The organism is Algoriphagus machipongonensis (assembly GCF_000166275.1).
Taxonomy (GTDB): Bacteria; Bacteroidota; Bacteroidia; order Cytophagales; family Cyclobacteriaceae; genus Algoriphagus; species Algoriphagus machipongonensis.
The window spans coordinates 2,960,393-2,979,162 of sequence record NZ_CM001023.1 but is presented as its reverse complement, the minus strand read 5'-3'; the positions used below and the strand labels follow the sequence as shown (position 1 = coordinate 2,979,162).

Here is an 18,770-nt window from a genome sequence, read left to right as displayed (position 1 = left end):
TAAAAAATCATGTTTGAATTATTTATCAAACGACCGATTTTATCCACGGTCATTTCGGTAATTATAGTCTTTATGGGAGGGCTTTCACTGATCTCATTGCCCATTACCCAATTCCCAGAAATAGTTCCACCTTCGGTAACAGTTACAGCTAAATATACAGGTGCCAACGCAGAGGTTTTGGCAAAAGCTGTTGCTACTCCTTTGGAACGCGCCATCAATGGTGTTCCTGGAATGACGTATATGAATTCTGTCAATACTAATGATGGGGTAACGGTGATCACAGTCGTTTTTCAAGTTGGAACAGACCCTGATCAAGCGGCAGTAAACGTACAAAATAGGGTAGCTACTGTCATTGATGAATTACCTGAAGAGGTGATTCGTGCAGGTGTAATGACTGAAAAAGAAGTAAACAGCATGCTGATGTATCTGAATATCATGACTTCGGATACGACTCAGGATGAAAAGTTTGTGTACAACTTTGCCGATATTAATATCCTGCCTGAATTAAAACGAATCGATGGGGTGGGATTTGTAGAAATAATGGGGTCTCGAGAATATGCCATGCGAATCTGGATGAACCCTGATAGAATGGTGGCCTACAATATTTCTCCTCAGGATATTACAGCCGCCATTCGAAAACAAAATGTGGAAGCTGCTCCTGGGAAATCTGGGATTAGCTCGGATCAGGATCCACAAATGTTGCAATATGTATTGCGATACACCGGTAAGTTTAATCAGGAAACTGATTATGAAAACATTACCCTAAAAGCTTTACCTGATGGATCTTTACTTCGAATCAAAGATGTAGCCGAAGTAACCTTTGATTCGCAGGATTATAATATGGCCTCAATTACAGATGGTCGTCCATCAGCCTCTATTATGATAAAGCAAAGACCGGGATCGAATGCCAGGGAGGTTATTAGCAATATCAAGGATAAAATGGGTGAACTGCAAGAATCATCCTTTCCTCCAGGAATGATTTTTAATGTGTCTTATGATGTATCTCGTTTTCTGGATGCCTCTATTCATGAAGTAATCAAAACCTTGATAGAAGCTTTTATTTTAGTGTCCATCGTTGTGTTTATTTTTTTACAGGATTTTAGGTCAACGCTCATTCCTGCCATTGCCGTACCTGTTTCCCTTATAGGTACTTTCTTTTTCATGGATCTATTTGGTTTTTCTATTAATATGTTGACGCTCTTTGCTTTAGTCCTCGCCATTGGAATTGTGGTCGATAACGCTATTGTGGTAGTAGAGGCAGTCCATGTGAAAATGCATGACCTGAAAATGAATGCGATGGATGCCACAGTAGAAGCGATGAAGGAAATTGGAGGAGCAATTATCGCCATCACATTGGTGATGTCTGCAGTGTTCGTTCCTGTAGGATTTATGGAGGGCCCTATCGGTATTTTCTACAGGCAATTTTCTTTGACTTTGGCTATTGCAATTGTGATTTCTGGAGTAAATGCCCTGACCTTATCCCCAGCATTGTGCGCAATGCTGTTAAAACCGCCAAAGCATACTCCGGAAAATGAAAAAGGACTGGTACAAAAATTCTTTGATGGATTTAACCGCCGATACGATGCATTATCTGGGAAATATTCCAATGTCCTTAAACGGATAGCAAATAGGCAGTTGATTACTTTTGGGATTTTAGGTGTATTTATACTTGCCACATTTGGGGTTTCCAGTGTATTGCCAACAGGCTTTATTCCCACCGAAGATCAGGGAATGATCTATGTCAACGTAACCACTCCTCCAGGGGCGACAGTGGAGCGGACAAAAGTGATTTTAGACGATGTACAGGCCGCTTTATTGCCATTAGAGGAGGTAGAAACGATATCCACGCTTGCAGGCTATAGTTTATTGACGGAAACTGCAGGAGCTTCCTATGGTATGGGAATGATCAATTTGGTTGCTTGGGAAAATCGTGAACATAGTGTCAATGATTTGATTCAAGAATACCAAGACAGGGTGAGTCATATTACAGGGGCAGAAATTCAATTTTTTCCACCTCCCAGTGTTCCAGGTTTTGGAAATGCCAGTGGTTTTGAAATGAGGCTTTTGGATAAAACAGGAGGTCCATTGGGAGTTACTGCAAAAACTACTCAGGATTTTGTGGAGATTTTAAATTCAAAACCTGAACTGAATGGGGTATTTACCAATTTCGACCCTAGTTTTCCCCAGTACATTCTACATGTAGATCATGATAAGGCAGCTAAGTTGGGGGTCTCGGTAGAAGACGCCATGCTCACCCTTCAAAGCTTCATTGGTAGCTTTTATGCTTCGAATTTCATCCGTTTCGGTCAGATGTATAAAGTGATGATTCAGGCTGCTCCCGAGTACAGAACTAATCCAGAGGCCTTGCTTAGCATGTACACCAAGAGTGACCGTGGAGATATGATCCCATATTCTAACTTCATCACACTGGAGCGAGTATATGGACCTGAACAGTTGACCAGATACAATATGTATACCTCAGCAATGATCAATGGGGAAGCAGCCGCTGGCTTTAGTAGTGGAGATGCGATCCAGGCTGTAGAGGCTACAGCTTTGGAGTTTTTGCCAAGAGGGTTTGATATAGATTGGTCTGGAATTACCCGGGAACAAATAGCTTCTGGAAATCAGGCAATTTACATTTTTGCCATTTGTTTGGTTTTCGTTTATCTACTGTTAGCAGCTCAATACGAAAGTTATTTATTGCCGCTACCTGTTATCCTTTCTTTGCCAGCAGGAATATTTGGAGCCTTTCTTCTTCTCAAATTGACAGGATTGGAAAATAATATTTACGCTCAGGTTTCCTTAGTCATGTTGATAGGTCTTTTGGGAAAAAATGCGATCCTAATTATTGAAATCGCAATTCAAAGTAGAAATAAAGGAATGGGAATTCTTGAGTCTGCACTTCATGGAGGTGTGGAAAGACTACGACCTATTTTGATGACGTCATTTGCTTTCGTTTGTGGATTGATTCCATTGACTCTTGCCTCCGGTGCAGGAGCTATTGGAAACAGAACGATCGGAACAGCCGCAGCAGGAGGGATGATGATTGGAACTGTTGTAGGAGTATTCCTTATCCCTGGTTTATATGTGGTATTTGAAACATTAGCCTCAAGAAAGAAAAGTGATTCCCAGCCGAAAGAATTACCTCATGATGAAATATAGATTCGAATTATTAGTCCTGGTTTTACTCCTCTTGGGAAGTTGTAAATCCAGCTATGAAATCCCTGAGAAAAACGAAATCCCATCAGCGTTTGAAATTGAAGGAGATTCTTCTAATAGCCTGGCCAATCAAAGTTGGGAGCAGTTTTTTGAAGATTCCAGGTTGAAAAACCTGATTAACCTGGCACTTGAGAAAAATTTTGATTTACTCAAAACAATGGAGAAAATCCAAATTGCCAATGCTCAAATGAGAATGGGCAAAATGGGAATGCTTCCTCAAATCAACGGAGTACTTGGTGCCAGCCAAAAGAAGTTTGGTAAATACACGATGGATGGGGTAGGTAATTATGACACCAATTTTTCTACGAATATTACTGAAGATGAAAAGATTCCTGATCCTTATAGAGACTTCTCTGTTGGGGCACAATTTTCATGGGAAATAGATATTTGGGGTAAATATTCCAACAGAAAGAAGGCATCTATAGCGAGATGGATGGCTACACAACAAGCTGCCAATTTAGTTCAAACTCAGCTAGTAGCTCAAGTAGCAAAGTTGTATTACCAATTGGTAGGCCTTGACGAGGAAATTATCATATTGAAAAAGAATATTTCTTATCAGCAAGTAGCCTTCGGTTTATCCAAAGATTTGAAAGAATCGGGAAAAGAAACCCAATTAGCGGTGGATCAATTTGAGGCTTTGCTTTTGCATTCTAAATCCTTATTAAAGGAAAAAGAAAGAGAGTTAAAAGCTACTGAATTGACACTTAAAGGGCTTTTGGGAGACTATCAGGTGAATTTACAGCGAACTACTTTGTCAGAGGTGAATTTTGAACCAGAAATCGTTCAAATTGGGGTTCCAGCAAATTTGCTTGTCAGAAGACCAGATATTTTACAAGCCGAGTCTGAGCTCCAAGCATCCCATGCAGATGTAGGTGAGGCAAGAGCTGCTTTTTTTCCTGCTGTCCGTTTGTTTGGTGGAGCTGGTTTCAATGCCTTCGACTTTAGTAAATTGTTCTTGACTCCTGGTTCAACTGTCTATGAATTAGGCGCAGGATTGACAGCACCCATATTTAATAGAGGGAGAATTAAAGCAAATTTTGAACAGGCAAAAGCCTCTCAGCAAATTGCATGGTTGGATTACGAAAAGACGGTCTTTAATGCGTATTTGGAAGTGCTACAGGTGGTCAATGCTTATTCTACTTTAGATGAGCAATTGGAATTTAAGACAGAGGAGGTTTTAGTATTAAGAAGATCCATCAGTAATGCCAATACCATGTTTTCAGTGGGGTATGCAAATTATCTGGACGTAATCAACTCCCAAAATAGAGCTTTAGAGGCTGAGCTGGATTATGTAAGTTTAAAAACACAACAGCTGGAAAGTATAGTCAGCCTCTATAAATCGTTAGGAGGAGCCTCTCAATTTGTAGAGCAAGGTGAATGATCCTTTATGGAAGTGGGAATATCATAGATGCTAAACGTCTATTTTATTTCCACTTTGGGTTCTTTTTCCAAATAACCTAAGCTTTGCAAAAAATCATCTGTGGCTTGAACTGTCTTTTGATAAAATTCAAAATTCCGGTAGTTGAAAAAGCCATGGGGTTGATTTTCATATAAAATTAAGTCGCATCTGCTTCCCACTTTTTCCATAACCATTTGATAATATTCAGCCGTCACTACAGGGATTAAATTATCATTCGTTCCCAATAAAAAAAGGGTTGGAGGTGCACCTGCTCTAATGTTATGTAAAGGAGAAAAACTTGGATAAGCTTCTCCAATTCTTTCATAACCATAACCTCCCGGACCATTATCTATCACTGGGTTAAAAAGAACCAAAGCATTAGGGACCGGACTAATATCCAGTTGATCAGTACTTTCATTAAAACCTTGACTTAAAGCTGTAGCAGCGGCTAAATGGCCTCCTGCAGATCCTCCAGCAGCGATTATCTGATGAGGATTAATACCATATTCAGATGCGTTTTTCCTAATAAATCGAATTGCAGATTTAGCATCTTTTAAAGATTCAAATGGGGTGGTTTGATGTTGACTTTTTATCCTATAATCAACTAAAAAGCAGACTATTCCTCTTTTGGCTAAATAATCCGCCTGATGTTCAAATTGGGATCTTGCTCCATTTACCCAACCTCCTCCAAAAAAGAAAACCATCGCAGGATAGCTTTCCTCTTCCTGCATGTTTTCCGGATAGATGACTTCCATATACAATTTGGTGGTGTCGACTTCTTTGTATGGAATTATTTCCTGAGCAAAACCAATTTGAAAGGTTGAACAAAAGAAGCAAAGAATCAGAACAGATTTTGTAATCATATTGCTGGGCTATTTTTTAAAGATTAGGGGTAGATATATATATCAGGTTATGAGAATTAGTAAAGGAAAATTATTTATGATGGTCTGAATTTGCATAATGCTCCTTGATTAAATCCTTCCCAAAATCCCCATCAAAATCTCTCCAAACAGTATGAATATGATTTGCATTGGTTTGGGTATTATCAAATTCAATTAAAAAAGACTTTCCCTGAATTCGGTAATAATGGCCTTTTCCTGAACTAGTAGCTCCAGCCCATCCAAATCGGATTTCTCCTAATTCCTCTGCCTCAATATTTTTCATTCGCTTTTTGGCTAGTTCTTCGGGCATTGAGATTAAATATTCATCAATTAGGCTTAAAAAGAGTTCTTTTTGACTGGAGTTTAAATCATTGAACTTGATACCTACAGGGGATAATGGATTCACTTCAATGGAGTTTCTGGTCACGATCTCATTGATTGAATTTTCTTGGAAAATGGCCATTTTTCTCTGATCCGGATTCATCGAGTTAATTAATTGAAAACCAAGTTCCTCTTCTTTTTCCAAAGTCTTTTCTCCTTTTCTAGGGCCAGAGGGTATTATGGCCGGATTTGCTCCGAAGAATCTTGGAGCAATGGATTGGGCATCGTTTAGAATACTAAAATTCAATGAAATATGATGCCCCTCAAATGACCAGGACCAAAGACTATCTAAATCTGGATTTCCATAAAATGCCACATAATAATTTTCTGGATTTCTCATCACCGAATCACCTGAAATTTCCCGAAGGACATTTTCCAAATCGATGATTTTTTTGGTTTTTAGATACCCTGTTTCCGAAAGTGAAGACTGGAGTAGCTCTTCAATTAATCTTTTCTGTTCTCCATCCAATTCAGCTAATGAGATTCCAGCCCTTTGAAACATAGATCCCGGAACATAATGCCATCGGGTTTTGGTCGAGTCACTAAAAGAAAACATCGCTTTATCTTTTTGACTTTGATTTAATGAATTCAGGAATTTTGTAGCAGGGTTATCTTTAAATAAAATAAAGCCCAAAAAAATGATGGAAAAAACTATAAGTCCCGACAAAACAATATTTCTCATTTTGACATTTATTTAGTTAAAAATTAATTTTTATGATACAAAATAGAATAATTAATAAACAGTATGCGGTTTTTATTTATAAAAAATTAAAGTGAAGTTTCATTAATGAAGTATAGCAAAACAGTTTTTTATTCTGCTGGAATCAAAAAATTAGACCTTGAAATGTACCTTGAAAATTGAGTTGAACTCCGATTAAGGGTTAGAGTTTGATAAGAATAATTTCAGAATCTCTGAAGCTATCAACTCATGACCTTGTTTATTCGGATGGTTTCCCTGAGACATGTATTCATGGACACATTGACAAGTTTCCTGGATTTTCTGAAACAATGAATAGCTTTTCCCAAGCCTTTTTGGAAGCGTCTAGTCCAATTCTTCGATCATTAAGTGCATAATCAATAAATAAAACATCGGGTTGATGAATTAGCACTTCTTTCTTATTACGTTTTGAACCAGATTAAGAATTTTCTCCTCCGATAAAGGTGTTGATCGCATTGATCACTGCAAAAAGGGTATTTTTACTTGAGTGCTTTCAAAACCAGAAAAGGGTAGGAGTCCAGGGTTGTTATATCCGGGGTTTTAAAATATCCCGCTGGAACACTGTGTCCATGAAAAACCAAATTCACGGTTCGGTTATTAGGCCATTCCTTTTTGAGGTTTGATTTGGTTTCACTTAGATAATCCGAAGTTGAATTCTGAGCCTGAGCTCAGGTACTCTAAAAGAAACTAAGAGATAGAAATAGGAGAAGGTTGGATTTCATTTGATTATTAAAGAATACAAATATGGCTTATTCATAAAGTTTCAGTCTATTTCTAAGAATTGCCAATTCCTCTTTAAGTGCTTTTTCTTTTCTTAAAAGATTGAAAATCACATCTATTGCTTCCAGGTTGAGATTTAAATCTTGCTGAAGTCTAAGGATTTTTTCTAAATCACCGATTTGATCCTGATGAATAAACGCTTCTTCTTTCTGAAATTCCAGTGTTATCAATCCAAATTCCACCAATTCATGCACAAATGAAATTTCAATTCCGTATTGCGTGCAAATGGTTTTTGCCGATATGAAATGTGCCTCAATCATGATGTCTTAATTTTTTCAGTTCCTGGAATAACTCTTTCTCTTTTGCAGATAAATTTGTCGGGGTTTTGATGTGATATGTTAGAATCAAATCGCCAAATTTTCCTTCTTTTTTGTAGACCGGAAAGCCTTTTCCCTTCAGCTTGACTTTGGTGTGATTTTTCGTTTCTGGCTTCACTTTCAATTTTACTTTTCCATCAAATGTGTCCACCAGTATTTCACCTCCTAAAATTGCTGTATACAAATCAAGGTCAACTTCTTTGTATAAATTGTTCCCTTCACGTTTGAAATCAGAATGATTGGAAATTATGAATTTGATATACAAATCCCCATTTGGTCCTCCATTGTAGCCTTCACCACCATTTCCTTTTATTTTGATCAGTTGCTCGTTTTCCACTCCGGCGGGAATCGTCAGTCTGATTTTTTTATCATTGACTGTTAAAACCTGTTTTTGAGTAGTGTAAACATCCTTTAAATCAAGGTGTAATTCTGCATGGTAATCTTGTCCTTTGAATTTAGGACTGTGACTTCTACCTGATGTTCTTCCTGCACCAGCCCCAAACATGGATTCAAAAAAATCTGAATAATCCTGTCCAGTAAAACCCTGTTGACCTGAGAAATCTCCTCGACCGGAATATTGGCTCTTTTGCCTATGCTGTTGAGCCTTTTCATACTCTTCACCATGCTTCCAGTTTTCCCCGTATTTATCGTATTTCTTTCGATTTTCAGGATTGCTTAAAACCTCATTTGCCTCATTGATTTCTTTAAACTTTGCTTCAGCTTCCTTATTATCAGGATTTAAATCAGGATGATATTTTCTAGCTAATTTTCTGTAGGCATCCTTAATCTCCTTTTCGGTTGCCGTTTTCGAAATGCCAAGAGTTTTGTAATAATCAATAAATGCCATAGGATCGAATACATTAAAGCCTTTTTAATTTCGGCAATTAGATTCAAAATTTTACATGACGGCTGTCTTTAATTTGGGTTTTATCTTTTCTGTTTGAATTATTTTCCTGATTGGCGAACGATCTTTTCAGCAGTTTTTTCTTTTTTTCGCATGGCTCGGTCGAAGCTTTTTTTATCCAATTGATAAGAAGTTACTAATCCTAAGCCCCAGCCAGCCAAAGTCCATAGAGACCAAGGCACTTTTTTGTTTTGCTTGAAATTCAAATAGACTAGCCCTGAATTAACTGCAGCAAAAAGCAAAAGCTTCATTTTGAATTTTTTGTCTAATTCCTTTCTCTCCACCAACCTGTAGGCAAGTTGATAATGTTGCTGTTCTTCTGAGTTCATGGTTTATTCATTTGGGTTAAAAATCTATTTCGAGTCTATTAATCATACGAAATCTTGAGGTTTCCAGCTAAAACCTTCCACAAAAGTCAAACAATACATTTACTCGATTGCTTCCAAAATCAATCTCACCAATTCATTTTTGTCTGCATTTGGAATCCATCTTGCCACAATGACCAAATCATTTTCTTGATCTACATATATCATGTTTGTCCCGGCACCTATATGAGCAAAAGCGGATGCTGGTGCTGCAGGAATAAACTCTCGGTCTAGATTGAGAAAATAATTCATGAATCCATAACCAGGGTTCGCAGGAGTAGGGGTTTTAGACTTCTCAATCCAAGAGGTTGGAATTAACTGTTCTCCATTCCAGTTTCCATCATTTAGGGTCAAATAACCAAATCTTGCTTGATCCCAAGCCGAAAGCATCATGCCACCTCCCCAATGGGAACCTCCGCTTACAGATTGCATGATTTGCCCATCAATGATGACGAAGGAATTTTCATATCCAGTCCATCTCCAAGTGTCACTGGCTCCGATAGGATCCATGATTTCTGACTTTAGTACCACGGGAAGCGGTTTTCTCCAGACATTCATTAGGGCCAAGGCCAGTACATTTACGCGAGTATCATTGTACTCATATTTTGAACCGGGAGCATTTTGAGGTCTGGCTCTTTTCTCTTTAGCCCCTTCTCTAGGACGATCTGCCCAATCTGGCTTTCCCCAAAGTGAACCTTCCCAATCTGAAGTTTGCCTTAAAAGATGATCCCAAGTGATGGTTTTGTTATGTTCTGTGTCAAATAATTCAAAAGTGTCTTCTTCCTCAAAATGATCAGCTTTATTTATCATGAGTTTGGATGGCTCATATGGGTAAATTGGAGCCATATTCTTGTAAACCAAATCATTTTCTGATTGAATTAATCCTGCTTCTAAAGCCAGACCAGCCGTGGTAGAAAGGAAGCTTTTGGCTACAGAAAAAGTTAAATCAACTCGATCTGGATTTCCCCATTGACCTACCACATAGCCCTTATAGATGATTAAGCCAGTTGCAGGGCCCCGTTTTTTCATCGGGCCAATTGGGTAACCAAATGGTTCTCTTCCAAATCCCCCTTCATAATGGGCAATTTTTAAATTGGGGTTATCTTGACTTTCATGGTTGATTGCAAAATCAATTGCGTTTTTGATCTTTTCTGAATTTAAGCCCAAGTCAGCAGGATTTTTAATTTCCCATTCTCCCTTATTTGGAAAGTAAGTTTGAGCGTTGATTGTAAAATTAAGAGCAAATAGAAATAGCAGCAGGAAGTATAATTTTTTCATAAATTGACTGTTTCATGCGAGTTTACTAATTTTTCTTTTGTTGAATCGACCGTCTATCATAACAGCTTATGAAAAATAAGGTAAACACTTTTAGGCCGAAAGTGTTTGGTAGGAAAGTAATTTTAAATTTTTAAAACTGAATAAATTCAGATTAGAGCAGTTCTATGGAAAACCAGAAAATATATATCATTGGGGCAGGTCTTTCTGGCCTTGTCGCAGCATTGGAGTTAGAAAAAGGCGGGTTTTCCCCAATAATTTTGGAAGCGAGTTCAGAGATCGGTGGTCGGGTAAAAACTGACCATGAAGATGGATTTCTTTTGGATAGAGGTTTTCAGGTATTGTTGACAGCTTATCCAGAAGTAAAAAAATACTTAGATCTTCCTGCGTTGAACTTAAAAACATTTGAGCCGGGAGCTGTGGTTTTTGATAAGAAGGATTCTTACATTATTTCAGATCCACTTAGGAATCCATTGAAGGTCTTAGGAATGGCTTTTTCTAGAGTAGGTTCCTTTTTAGATAAAGTCAAGATGTTTAGCCTTACCCAGCAATTAAAAAAGAAGTCAATAGAAGAAATATTTCAAGAGCCATCCATCCCCACATGGCAGTACTTGAAAAAGTATGGTTTTTCTGATCAAATCATTTCAAACTTTTTTAAGCCCTTTTTCCGGGGAATTTTTTTAGAAAAGCAATTAAACACCTCATCAAGAATGTTTGAGTTTGTGTTTAAAATGTTTAGCCAGGGGCATGCTGCCATTCCAGAAAAGGGAATGGGTGAAATACCTGCAATGCTAAGGAAGCAGCTGGGTAGAACACAGATTTTCTTTAATAGTCCTGTAGATAAAGTGGAAAGAAATACCATCAAACTTAAAAATGGCGAAGTTCTGGAAGCGGATAGGATTTTAATTTGTACTCAGCCCGATCAGGTCATGGAACAGTTGCAGGGACAATTTCCAAAAACTAAATCTGTGATTACCCTTTACTTTTCTTTACAAAATTCATTTATGGCCAGGCCGATGTTAGGGTTAGTACCAAATGAAGGCCATCTCATCAATAACTTGGTGTTTATGGATGATGTGTCTGAATCCTACTCAACGAATGGTAGAGCCTTACTTTCTATTACTGTTTTGGAGAGTGATTTGGATGAAAAATCCTTGATTAAAGCAGTTCAGGAGGAATTAGAGCAATATTCTGGAGTGAAAGCGGATTACTTTAAATTCGTCAAATCCTATTATATCAAGCATGCAATTCCTACAGTTGATGATATGAAAGCCAGCATTCCGATCACGGAATGTAAATTAACTGATCATGTTTTTCTGGGAGGTGATTACCTTTTGAATGGATCCATAAATGCCGCAATGACTTCTGGTCGGTTGGTGGCAGAGTCGGTAATGCTAAGTTATACGCCAACCCATTAATTCGAGAAGATTTTTCAGAAAATGGATTTATTTTAAATTAAATCTGATTAAATCAGGTCCGAAGAAAAGCGTTATTTTTGCGGCATGGAAAATTTAGCCCCTTGCCCTTCTTGTAAATCACCTTATGCTTATGAAATGGGTGAAAAACTTGTTTGCCCTGAATGTGGATTCGAGTGGGTTCCTGAAATTGAAGAAGAGGAGGAAGGCTTTGTGGTAAAAGATGCCAATGGAAATATTTTAGCTGATGGGGATTCTGTCACAATTGTTAAAGATCTACCCGTCAAAGGCGCTCCCAAACCAATCAAAGCAGGAACAAAAGTGAAAAGCATCCGACTTGTCGAAGGAGATCATAATATCGACTGTAAAGTTGATGGATTTGGCTCTATGGCACTTAAAAGTGAATTTGTAAAGAAAGCTTAATGGCAATGGAAATACGAAGTACAAATAAATTTATTTCGTACTTCGTATTTCTTACTTCTTAATTCTTATTTCCCAATAGGGGTTTCATCCACTTTTACATCACCAACTAAATACTGCATTCCGTCTAAGTAAAATTGAAGTAGATCTGGGTTTTCAAAGCTTTGGGCATTGTGAGAAGCAGCACAATACAAGACTTTGCCTTTTCCTTCCTTTCTAATCCAGGCTACATAAGTGACTCCCTCTGTTAGTTCCTGTCCTTTTCTTTGTGCCTCAATTTCTGAATTATTGAAATACAAGAGAGGCTTAAAATCTAATGCATCATAGGCATTTTTATAAAAGTAAGGTTCGTCCGTATGGACAAATCCATCAGCAGGAAAAGCTTGTACCAAAGGATGTTTATGGTCTACTAACCGCACATGAATTGGCTGTTGTTTTGGGTGATAATCAAAACTCCCGCCGATTAATTCTGAAAATGCCATGGAGTTATTAAATGTGGTGTTTCCACCGTGGATTACGAAGAAACCGCCTCCCTTTTTTACATAATTGAGGACATTCTTTTCCAATTCTTCTGCTTTCTTCCAAACAGAAACGCTATCCATTGATTCATCCTCACTGAGCTTGTCCACAAACAGATTTCTATAAGTAGGTTTTGAATTTGTATTGTTAAAAATCACCAAATCAAATTCTTTCAATTTATCCTTTTCCATCATCGCTATATCAGTACTTGAACTAACTTCAAAGGCCTCGCTTTTCTCACCTAGAATTTTAAACATGGCTTCAGTATGTGGATTTACCCAATGCCAGAATCCGGTATGAAGTGAGAATACAAGTACTTTCTTTTTTTCTTTGAATGGGTAAGTAGCTTCTTCTGGAGCAAGCTCATAGATTTTATTTTTCCATTCATCATTCAACTCCACTTCAGGCATGCTTTGAGAACAAGCACCGCCTATGAAAGAAATGAAAACGATTGCGTAGATAAAAGCTTTATTCGTGAGATGGTTTTTATTCATTAGTTTAGATTTGAATATCTTTAAAATTGAAGCCCAATAACCAGAATTTTCCATGATTATCAAAAGAATATTTCTACTAGCTTTTGTACTCTTAAGTCTTCCATCCATTGGTTTTTCTCAAAAAGTTACTTTAGAAGAAACTGAAAAAGGAATTGACTTTATGTTAGGAGACCAGCGCGTATTAACCTATCAAACTGCTATAGAGCCAGTTCCAGAGGGGGTTCAGTCAGATTATGCAAAATCTGGTTTTATTCATCCTCTAGCTTCTCCTTCAGGAGAGGTCTTGACTCGTATTCAGCCAAAGGATCATTACCATCATTATGGAATTTGGGGACCCTGGACCCGAGCAAGCATAGGTGGTAGAGAGGTTGATTTTTGGAATTTAGCAGATAAAAAAGGCAGAGTTGATTTTGACCAGGTGATAGCAAAGAAGGAAGCCGGAGGAGTGGCAGAAATCACTGTTAGGCAAAAACACTTGGATCTGAAAGCACCTGAATCCGAAAGATTAGCCATCTCAGAAGATCTGACTATTAAAGTCATGCCAGTAGATAAAAATAGATATTTGGTAGATTACACTTCAAATTTCACGACTCCCTTAAAAGATGGGGTTTTGCTTGATGCCTATCGATATGGTGGTGGCTTAGGATTTCGAGCCACTGAAGTATGGGGATCTGATAATAGTACCGTTTTGACATCGGAAGGAAAAGATAGAAAAACCGCTGATGGAACAGATGCAAAATGGGTTTTGATTCAAGGCGAATCTTCAGCCCCGGAAGGCAAGAGTGGAATTTTGATCCTGTGTCACAATACGAATAAGGCATTCCCAGAACCTCTGAGAGTTTGGCCTGAAGAAAATTATAACAGAAAAGGAAATCTCTTTGTAGAGTTTACGCCCATCAGACACGAGTCTTGGGAAATTTTACCCAACAAAAGGCACACTCTGAAATATCGGATGATTGTATTTGATGGTGACCTCTCGGCTGATGAGGCAGAGAACTATTGGAGAGCATTCGTGAAATAACCCTAACCTTAAGAAACAATTGACCCATGAAAAGAAGAAAATTTATTAAAAATGCAGGATTGGCAACTGCCGCTTTTGGTATCCCCACCATTGTTCCTGCCTCTGTTTTTGGGAAAAATGCGCCCAGTAATCAAATTCAAATCGGACAAATTGGTTGTGGTAGAATAGCCAGAGATCATGATATGCCTGGCACTTGGAGGCATGCTCAAGCACGATATATTGCCGTTTCTGATTTGGATAGTAATCGGATGATGGATGGAAAAAAATTGCTGGAAGACCATTATGCAAATAACCCGGATACGGCAAAAGGAGAAATCAAACAGTACGGAGATTTTAGAGAAATGCTTCTGAATAGTGAGATCGATGCGGTGGTTATCAGTACTCCAGATCATTGGCATGCTCAACCGGCTATGCAAGCTGCATTGGCGGGAAAACACGTGTATTTACAAAAACCAACTTCTCTTACCATTAAAGAAGGTAGACAGCTGGCGGATGTAGTGAAGAAAACCGGGGTTAAACTCCAATTGGGGACCCAACAAAGGTCCAGTGAGCAATTTAGAATTGCAGCTGAGCTGGTAAGAAATGGAAGAATTGGAAAAATACATACGGTGAAAATAGGGTTGCCAGGCGATCCTTCTGGCCCAGATGCTCCAGAAATGCCAATTCCAAAAAATTTGAATTACGATATGTGGCTGGGATCTACCCCAGAAATGCCTTACACTGAAATTGGTGTACATCCGCAAGAAGGATACGGTCGCCCAGGTTGGTTGAGATTGAATCAATTTGGAGCCGGAATGATCACTGGCTGGGGGCAACATCATTTTGATTCTGCAGCATGGGGAATGGATACGGAATTGACAGGCCCTAGGTATATTCAAGCAGTGGCTGATTTTCCAAAATCTGGCTTATGGAATGTTCATGGTGATTTTATGGTCAAAGCAGAATATGATAATGGAATTACCATGTTGACCAGTGGAGGATATCCTAACGGGATTCGATACGAAGGTTCTGATGGATGGATATGGGTGTCCAGAGGTAATTATGTAGCCTCAGCAAGTGACCCGGTTGATCTAGATAATAGTGCAAAAGCATTAGATGCCTCCGATCCAGCTTTACTAAAGTCTGTTATTGGGCCAAATGAAATTCATTTGCAGAAAAGTGATGAGCATCATGGAAATTGGTTGGGTGCTATCCAAGGAGAGAATGAATTACTTTCACCAGTAGAAATTGGCCATCGATCATGTTCTGTATGTTTGGTGAGTCATATTGCCATGCAGTTGGGTAGAAAATTAGAATGGGATCCAGTTACGGAGCGCTTTATTAATGACGAGGAGGCGAACACCTACTTGAGTCGTGAGCAACGAGCCCCTTATGGAACCAATTATGTCAAAGTATAAAATGAGGAAGAACATAGTAACGAGAATGGCAGCTTCAATTATAGCTGCCTTCCTTTTTCAATTCTGTAATTCGCCAAAAGAGGGACAGATGACTGAAGATCAATCAAAGGCTGCAATCCAGATTGTAAGTTTGGACCCAGGGCATTTTCATGCTGGGTTGATTCATAAAAGTATGTATCCAGAGGTGGATTCCACGATACATGTTTATGCACCGGAAGGAGAAGAGTTAAGGGATTATTTAAAAAGAATCGCTGGTTATAATGAGCGTGCTGAGGATCCTACCGCATGGAATATTGAAATCTATACTGGAGATGATTTTCTTCAGGAAATGATTCGTCAAAAAGCCGGAAATGTCATGGTTGTGGCAGGAAAAAATGATCGAAAGATTGATTACATACTAGCTGCTTTAGAAAATGACATAAATGTATACGCTGATAAACCTTTGGTGATCAATCCTGAAGGATTCCAGAAGTTAAAAAAAGCTTTTGCTATCGCTGAACAAAAGGACCTGCTCTTTTATGATATCATGACGGAGCGATTTGAGATTTCTACCATTTTGCAAAGAGAACTTTCAATGATTCCAGAGGTTTTTGGGACTATTGAAAAGGGTACTTTAGAAAATCCAGCGATCACAAAAGAGTCGGTGCATCATTTTTTTAAATATGTCTCAGGAGCTCCTTTGATTAGACCTGAGTGGTTTTTTGACACAGAAATAGAAGGTTCAGGTTTGGTAGATGTTACTACACATTTGGTGGATCTGGTTCAATGGGAAGTATTTCCTGAAAAGGCTTTGGACACTGCTGACGTTGAGATGCTAGAGGCAGAATTACTTCCTACTTCTTTAAACTATGAGCAGTATGAGTTGGTGACGCGGAAAAAGCCACCATTTGAAAATGGAGAGACTTTGGATGTAATGGCCAATGGAGAAATGAACTATACTCTAAAAGGGGTTCATGCTAAAGTCTCTGTAAAATGGGCTTATCAAGCTCCAGAAGGGACTGCAGATACACATTATAGCATCATGCGTGGCAGCAAAGCTAATTTGATTATTAGACAAGGGGCCAACGAGAGTTACAAGCCTGTGCTTTATGTAAAATTATTAGAGGATCAAGCGGAAGCTTTAGAAAAGGCTGTGCTGACAGACCTCCAAGGAAAATATCCTGGGATTGGATTAACTAAACTTGAAACAGGGGAGTATAAAATTGAAGTTCCTTCCTCTTATTCTGTTGGTCATGAAGCACATTTTGCGCAAGTCACAGAGAATTATCTCAAATACTTTAAAGCTGGAGAATTGCCAGACTGGGAGGTTCCTAATATGATTGTCAAATATTATACGACCACTCAAGCATTTGCAGCAGCTCAATAATTTTTAAAGCCTTACGAAACAGTGAGGCTTTTTTTATGTTGTAAAAGAGCCTTATTGCTAATATTAGGGTTTCTAAACACTTAAGCTTTGTAGGAAAGAACAGGGAAGTTGATAGACGATAACTTCTGTTTTCTTATCGTATAAAGAAGTATTAGGTGTTTATTCTTTAATTTTAATCTAGAACCAGAAGTAGAAAACTTCAAAACATATGAAAAATTTAACTTTTGCAAATGGGGATAAACTCCCAATTATTGGATTAGGAACCTGGAAGAGCAAACCAGGCGAGGTGAAACAAGCGGTTTATTGGGCGATAGAATCTGGCTATAGACATATTGACTGTGCTGCCATTTATCAAAATGAAAATGAAGTCGGCGAAGGTATTGCTGAAGCTATTAAAGCTGGATTGGTAAAAAGAGAAGAGCTATTTGTGACTTCGAAACTTTGGAACAATTCTCATAAATACGAGGATGTGAAGCCTGCGTTGAAAACTTCTCTTGCTGACTTGGGGCTCGATTATGTCGATTTGTATTTAATCCATTGGCCGATTTCTTTTAAGAGAGGGGTAGGCTTTCCAGAAACTAGGGATGATTTTTACACCTATTTAGATGTTCCCTTATCCCAGACTTGGGAAGCCATGCAAGCGGTGAAAAAGGAAGGTCTTGCCAAGCACATTGGAGTTTCAAATTTCAATCAGGAAAAATTACGGGAGATAATCAGCTTAGGAGGACAAATTCCCGAAATGAATCAGGTGGAAATGCATCCGTATTTGGCTCAAAAGGAATTAGTACGGTTTTGTAGGGAGAAAGGAATATTAATGACTGCTTATTCTCCTCTTGGTTCTCCGGATTCAAGAAATGAAAGCCACAAGAATGATCCTGTATTGTTAAAAGACCCGGTAATAGAATTAATAGCTAAAAAACATGGAGCTAGTATGGGGCAAATTTTAATAGCTTGGTCTACTGCCCGAGACATAGCAGTCATCCCGAAATCAGTGAATCAAGGCAGAATCAAAGAAAACCTAGCTGCCTCAAAAATAAAATTAGATCAAAATGATTTGATGGAGCTAGATGATATTGGAGTAGATTTCCGTTTTATCAATGGTAAATTCTTCACTGGTCCTCAAAGCCCTTATAAACTTTCAGACTTATTTGAATAAAAAATAGCTAGTCTCAGATTCATGAGACTAGCTTTTTTTTTTAATCTTCTATCTCTAATACTTCCAGAATATCGGCTAACTCATCAAAGTCTTTGAGTCCTGGTTTTATCTCTTCTCCTCCTTCTAAAACGATTCCTTTCAGATGAAGGGTGTCGGTGTATTCCTCTACGTTCTCAGCAGTCAAACCTGCTCCTAAAATGACTTCACAGGTTTGAGATAATTTGCTGATTACTTCAATATCACTTTCAGTTAATGGATCATCATTAGAAGTGATGTGAAAAACAATTCCCTCTTCTTTAAGTTTTGTGGCAACATCAATTTCCATGTGCCTGACCTCAGCAAGGTCTTTTTTATAAATTACCTGGTATCCAGCATCCCTCAGGGCTACCAAATCATCGATTCTCGTATGTTCTACCCAAGTGATTTCAGGGTAATCTTTTAAAATTTCAAGTGCATTTTCTAAAGAGGCATTTTCAAATTCACCTACAAATTCTAAACCTGAAACCCATCCTGTGATTTCTTTGAATTGGTCAGGATTTATGAATTTTTCAGAATTTTCTTCTAAAGCAAAACCTATTAAATTGACGTACATCCCTGCACAATACCTAGCATCACTAAGGTTGGTGATGCCACTAATTTTTACAAAAGTTTTTAAGGCCATTTTTTCAAATTTAGTAGCTCAAAGGTAATCAGGATGATTGGCCTAGGAAAAGGAAATTGAAATAATATGAAGTCTGTTTGAA

The 18,770-nt window shown here is 38.2% G+C and carries 16 protein-coding genes; 8 read left to right on the top strand and 8 right to left on the bottom strand.

Features of this window, described 5'->3' with window-relative positions; all coding sequences use genetic code 11:
* Positions 1-9 precede the first annotated feature (9 nt).
* The gene (locus ALPR1_RS12430; protein WP_008201137.1) at positions 10-3,162 is read left to right on the top strand and encodes an efflux RND transporter permease subunit; all 3,153 of its coding nucleotides are present in this window, start codon (positions 10-12) and stop codon (positions 3,160-3,162) included.
* Positions 3,149-4,600, top strand: coding sequence for a TolC family protein (locus tag ALPR1_RS12425; RefSeq protein WP_008201136.1), 1,452 nt, complete (start codon positions 3,149-3,151; stop codon positions 4,598-4,600). The genes ALPR1_RS12430 and ALPR1_RS12425 overlap by 14 nt, the downstream gene beginning before the upstream one ends.
* Before the next feature lie 38 nt (positions 4,601-4,638).
* On the opposite strand, the gene ALPR1_RS12420 is transcribed toward ALPR1_RS12425, so the two are convergent.
* The 6 genes from ALPR1_RS12420 to ALPR1_RS12395 all read right to left on the bottom strand — a co-directional run bounded on the left by ALPR1_RS12420 (position 4,639) and on the right by ALPR1_RS12395 (position 10,242).
* A complete protein-coding gene (locus ALPR1_RS12420; RefSeq protein ID WP_008201135.1) occupies positions 4,639-5,481 on the bottom strand; it encodes an alpha/beta hydrolase in 843 nt (280 codons plus the stop codon).
* Between the two features lie 70 nt (positions 5,482-5,551).
* Positions 5,552-6,562, bottom strand: coding sequence for a DUF3500 domain-containing protein (locus ALPR1_RS12415; protein WP_008201134.1), 1,011 nt, complete (start codon positions 6,560-6,562; stop codon positions 5,552-5,554).
* A gap of 785 nt (positions 6,563-7,347) precedes the next feature.
* Entirely contained in the window at positions 7,348-7,638 is a 291-nt protein-coding gene (locus ALPR1_RS12410) for a chaperone modulator CbpM (RefSeq protein ID WP_008201132.1), read from the bottom strand.
* The gene (locus ALPR1_RS12405; RefSeq protein WP_008201131.1) at positions 7,631-8,542 is read right to left on the bottom strand and encodes a DnaJ C-terminal domain-containing protein; all 912 of its coding nucleotides are present in this window, start codon (positions 8,540-8,542) and stop codon (positions 7,631-7,633) included. The genes ALPR1_RS12410 and ALPR1_RS12405 overlap by 8 nt, the downstream gene beginning before the upstream one ends.
* A 98-nt stretch (positions 8,543-8,640) precedes the next feature.
* Entirely contained in the window at positions 8,641-8,928 is a 288-nt protein-coding gene (locus tag ALPR1_RS12400) for a 2TM domain-containing protein (RefSeq protein ID WP_008201128.1), read from the bottom strand.
* A 99-nt stretch (positions 8,929-9,027) separates the two neighbouring features.
* Positions 9,028-10,242: a serine hydrolase domain-containing protein gene (locus ALPR1_RS12395; protein ID WP_008201126.1), complete on the bottom strand. Its 1,215-nt coding sequence runs from the start codon at positions 10,240-10,242 to the stop codon at positions 9,028-9,030.
* Between the two features lie 164 nt (positions 10,243-10,406).
* Between ALPR1_RS12395 and ALPR1_RS12390 the strand changes: the two genes are divergently transcribed.
* Together ALPR1_RS12390 and ALPR1_RS12385 are read left to right on the top strand one after the other, a co-directional pair.
* Positions 10,407-11,657, top strand: a complete 1,251-nt coding sequence (locus ALPR1_RS12390; RefSeq protein WP_008201125.1) for an NAD(P)/FAD-dependent oxidoreductase — start codon at positions 10,407-10,409, stop codon at positions 11,655-11,657.
* An 84-nt stretch (positions 11,658-11,741) separates the two neighbouring features.
* Complete coding sequence (locus ALPR1_RS12385; protein ID WP_008201124.1) at positions 11,742-12,077, top strand: zinc ribbon domain-containing protein YjdM; 336 nt, start codon at positions 11,742-11,744, stop codon at positions 12,075-12,077.
* Positions 12,078-12,142: 65 nt separating this feature from the next.
* Here the strand turns inward: ALPR1_RS12385 and ALPR1_RS12380 are convergent, their stop codons facing one another.
* On the bottom strand, positions 12,143-13,087 hold the full coding sequence (locus ALPR1_RS12380; RefSeq protein WP_040303602.1) for a ThuA domain-containing protein: 945 nt from the start codon (positions 13,085-13,087) through the stop codon (positions 12,143-12,145).
* 52 nt (positions 13,088-13,139) lie between these two features.
* On the opposite strand from ALPR1_RS12380, the gene ALPR1_RS12375 reads away from it, so the two are divergent.
* From ALPR1_RS12375 to ALPR1_RS12360, 4 genes are all read left to right on the top strand, one after another.
* A complete protein-coding gene (locus ALPR1_RS12375; RefSeq protein WP_008201122.1) occupies positions 13,140-14,108 on the top strand; it encodes a DUF6807 domain-containing protein in 969 nt (322 codons plus the stop codon).
* Between the two features lie 26 nt (positions 14,109-14,134).
* Positions 14,135-15,505, top strand: a complete 1,371-nt coding sequence (locus ALPR1_RS12370) for a Gfo/Idh/MocA family protein (protein WP_008201121.1) — start codon at positions 14,135-14,137, stop codon at positions 15,503-15,505.
* Positions 15,492-16,871, top strand: a complete 1,380-nt coding sequence (locus tag ALPR1_RS12365) for a putative oxidoreductase C-terminal domain-containing protein (RefSeq protein ID WP_237701535.1) — start codon at positions 15,492-15,494, stop codon at positions 16,869-16,871. Before ALPR1_RS12370 ends, ALPR1_RS12365 begins: the two co-directional genes overlap by 14 nt.
* A gap of 208 nt (positions 16,872-17,079) precedes the next feature.
* Positions 17,080-18,027, top strand: coding sequence for an aldo/keto reductase (locus ALPR1_RS12360; protein ID WP_008201117.1), 948 nt, complete (start codon positions 17,080-17,082; stop codon positions 18,025-18,027).
* Positions 18,028-18,067: 40 nt separating this feature from the next.
* On the opposite strand, the gene trpF is transcribed toward ALPR1_RS12360, so the two are convergent.
* Positions 18,068-18,688: a phosphoribosylanthranilate isomerase gene (gene trpF / locus ALPR1_RS12355; RefSeq protein WP_008201115.1), complete on the bottom strand. Its 621-nt coding sequence runs from the start codon at positions 18,686-18,688 to the stop codon at positions 18,068-18,070.
* Between the last annotated feature and the right edge of the window lie 82 nt (positions 18,689-18,770).

Bases quoted from the DNA above. Each gene is read 5' to 3' on its own strand.
- ALPR1_RS12360 (WP_008201117.1), top strand. From the start codon at position 17,080: ATGAAAAATTTAACTTTTGCAAATGGGGATAAACTCCCAATTATTGGA.
- ALPR1_RS12425 (WP_008201136.1), top strand. From the start codon at position 3,149: ATGATGAAATATAGATTCGAATTATTAGTCCTGGTTTTACTCCTCTTG.
- trpF (WP_008201115.1), bottom strand. From the start codon at position 18,688: ATGGCCTTAAAAACTTTTGTAAAAATTAGTGGCATCACCAACCTTAGT.
- ALPR1_RS12420 (WP_008201135.1), bottom strand. From the start codon at position 5,481: ATGATTACAAAATCTGTTCTGATTCTTTGCTTCTTTTGTTCAACCTTT.
- ALPR1_RS12430 (WP_008201137.1), top strand. From the start codon at position 10: ATGTTTGAATTATTTATCAAACGACCGATTTTATCCACGGTCATTTCG.
- ALPR1_RS12395 (WP_008201126.1), bottom strand. From the start codon at position 10,242: ATGAAAAAATTATACTTCCTGCTGCTATTTCTATTTGCTCTTAATTTT.
- ALPR1_RS12405 (WP_008201131.1), bottom strand. From the start codon at position 8,542: ATGGCATTTATTGATTATTACAAAACTCTTGGCATTTCGAAAACGGCA.
- ALPR1_RS12390 (WP_008201125.1), top strand. From the start codon at position 10,407: ATGGAAAACCAGAAAATATATATCATTGGGGCAGGTCTTTCTGGCCTT.
- ALPR1_RS12385 (WP_008201124.1), top strand. From the start codon at position 11,742: ATGGAAAATTTAGCCCCTTGCCCTTCTTGTAAATCACCTTATGCTTAT.
- ALPR1_RS12375 (WP_008201122.1), top strand. From the start codon at position 13,140: ATGATTATCAAAAGAATATTTCTACTAGCTTTTGTACTCTTAAGTCTT.
- ALPR1_RS12400 (WP_008201128.1), bottom strand. From the start codon at position 8,928: ATGAACTCAGAAGAACAGCAACATTATCAACTTGCCTACAGGTTGGTG.
- ALPR1_RS12410 (WP_008201132.1), bottom strand. From the start codon at position 7,638: ATGATTGAGGCACATTTCATATCGGCAAAAACCATTTGCACGCAATAC.
- ALPR1_RS12415 (WP_008201134.1), bottom strand. From the start codon at position 6,562: ATGAGAAATATTGTTTTGTCGGGACTTATAGTTTTTTCCATCATTTTT.
- ALPR1_RS12380 (WP_040303602.1), bottom strand. From the start codon at position 13,087: ATGAATAAAAACCATCTCACGAATAAAGCTTTTATCTACGCAATCGTT.
- ALPR1_RS12365 (WP_237701535.1), top strand. From the start codon at position 15,492: ATGTCAAAGTATAAAATGAGGAAGAACATAGTAACGAGAATGGCAGCT.
- ALPR1_RS12370 (WP_008201121.1), top strand. From the start codon at position 14,135: ATGAAAAGAAGAAAATTTATTAAAAATGCAGGATTGGCAACTGCCGCT.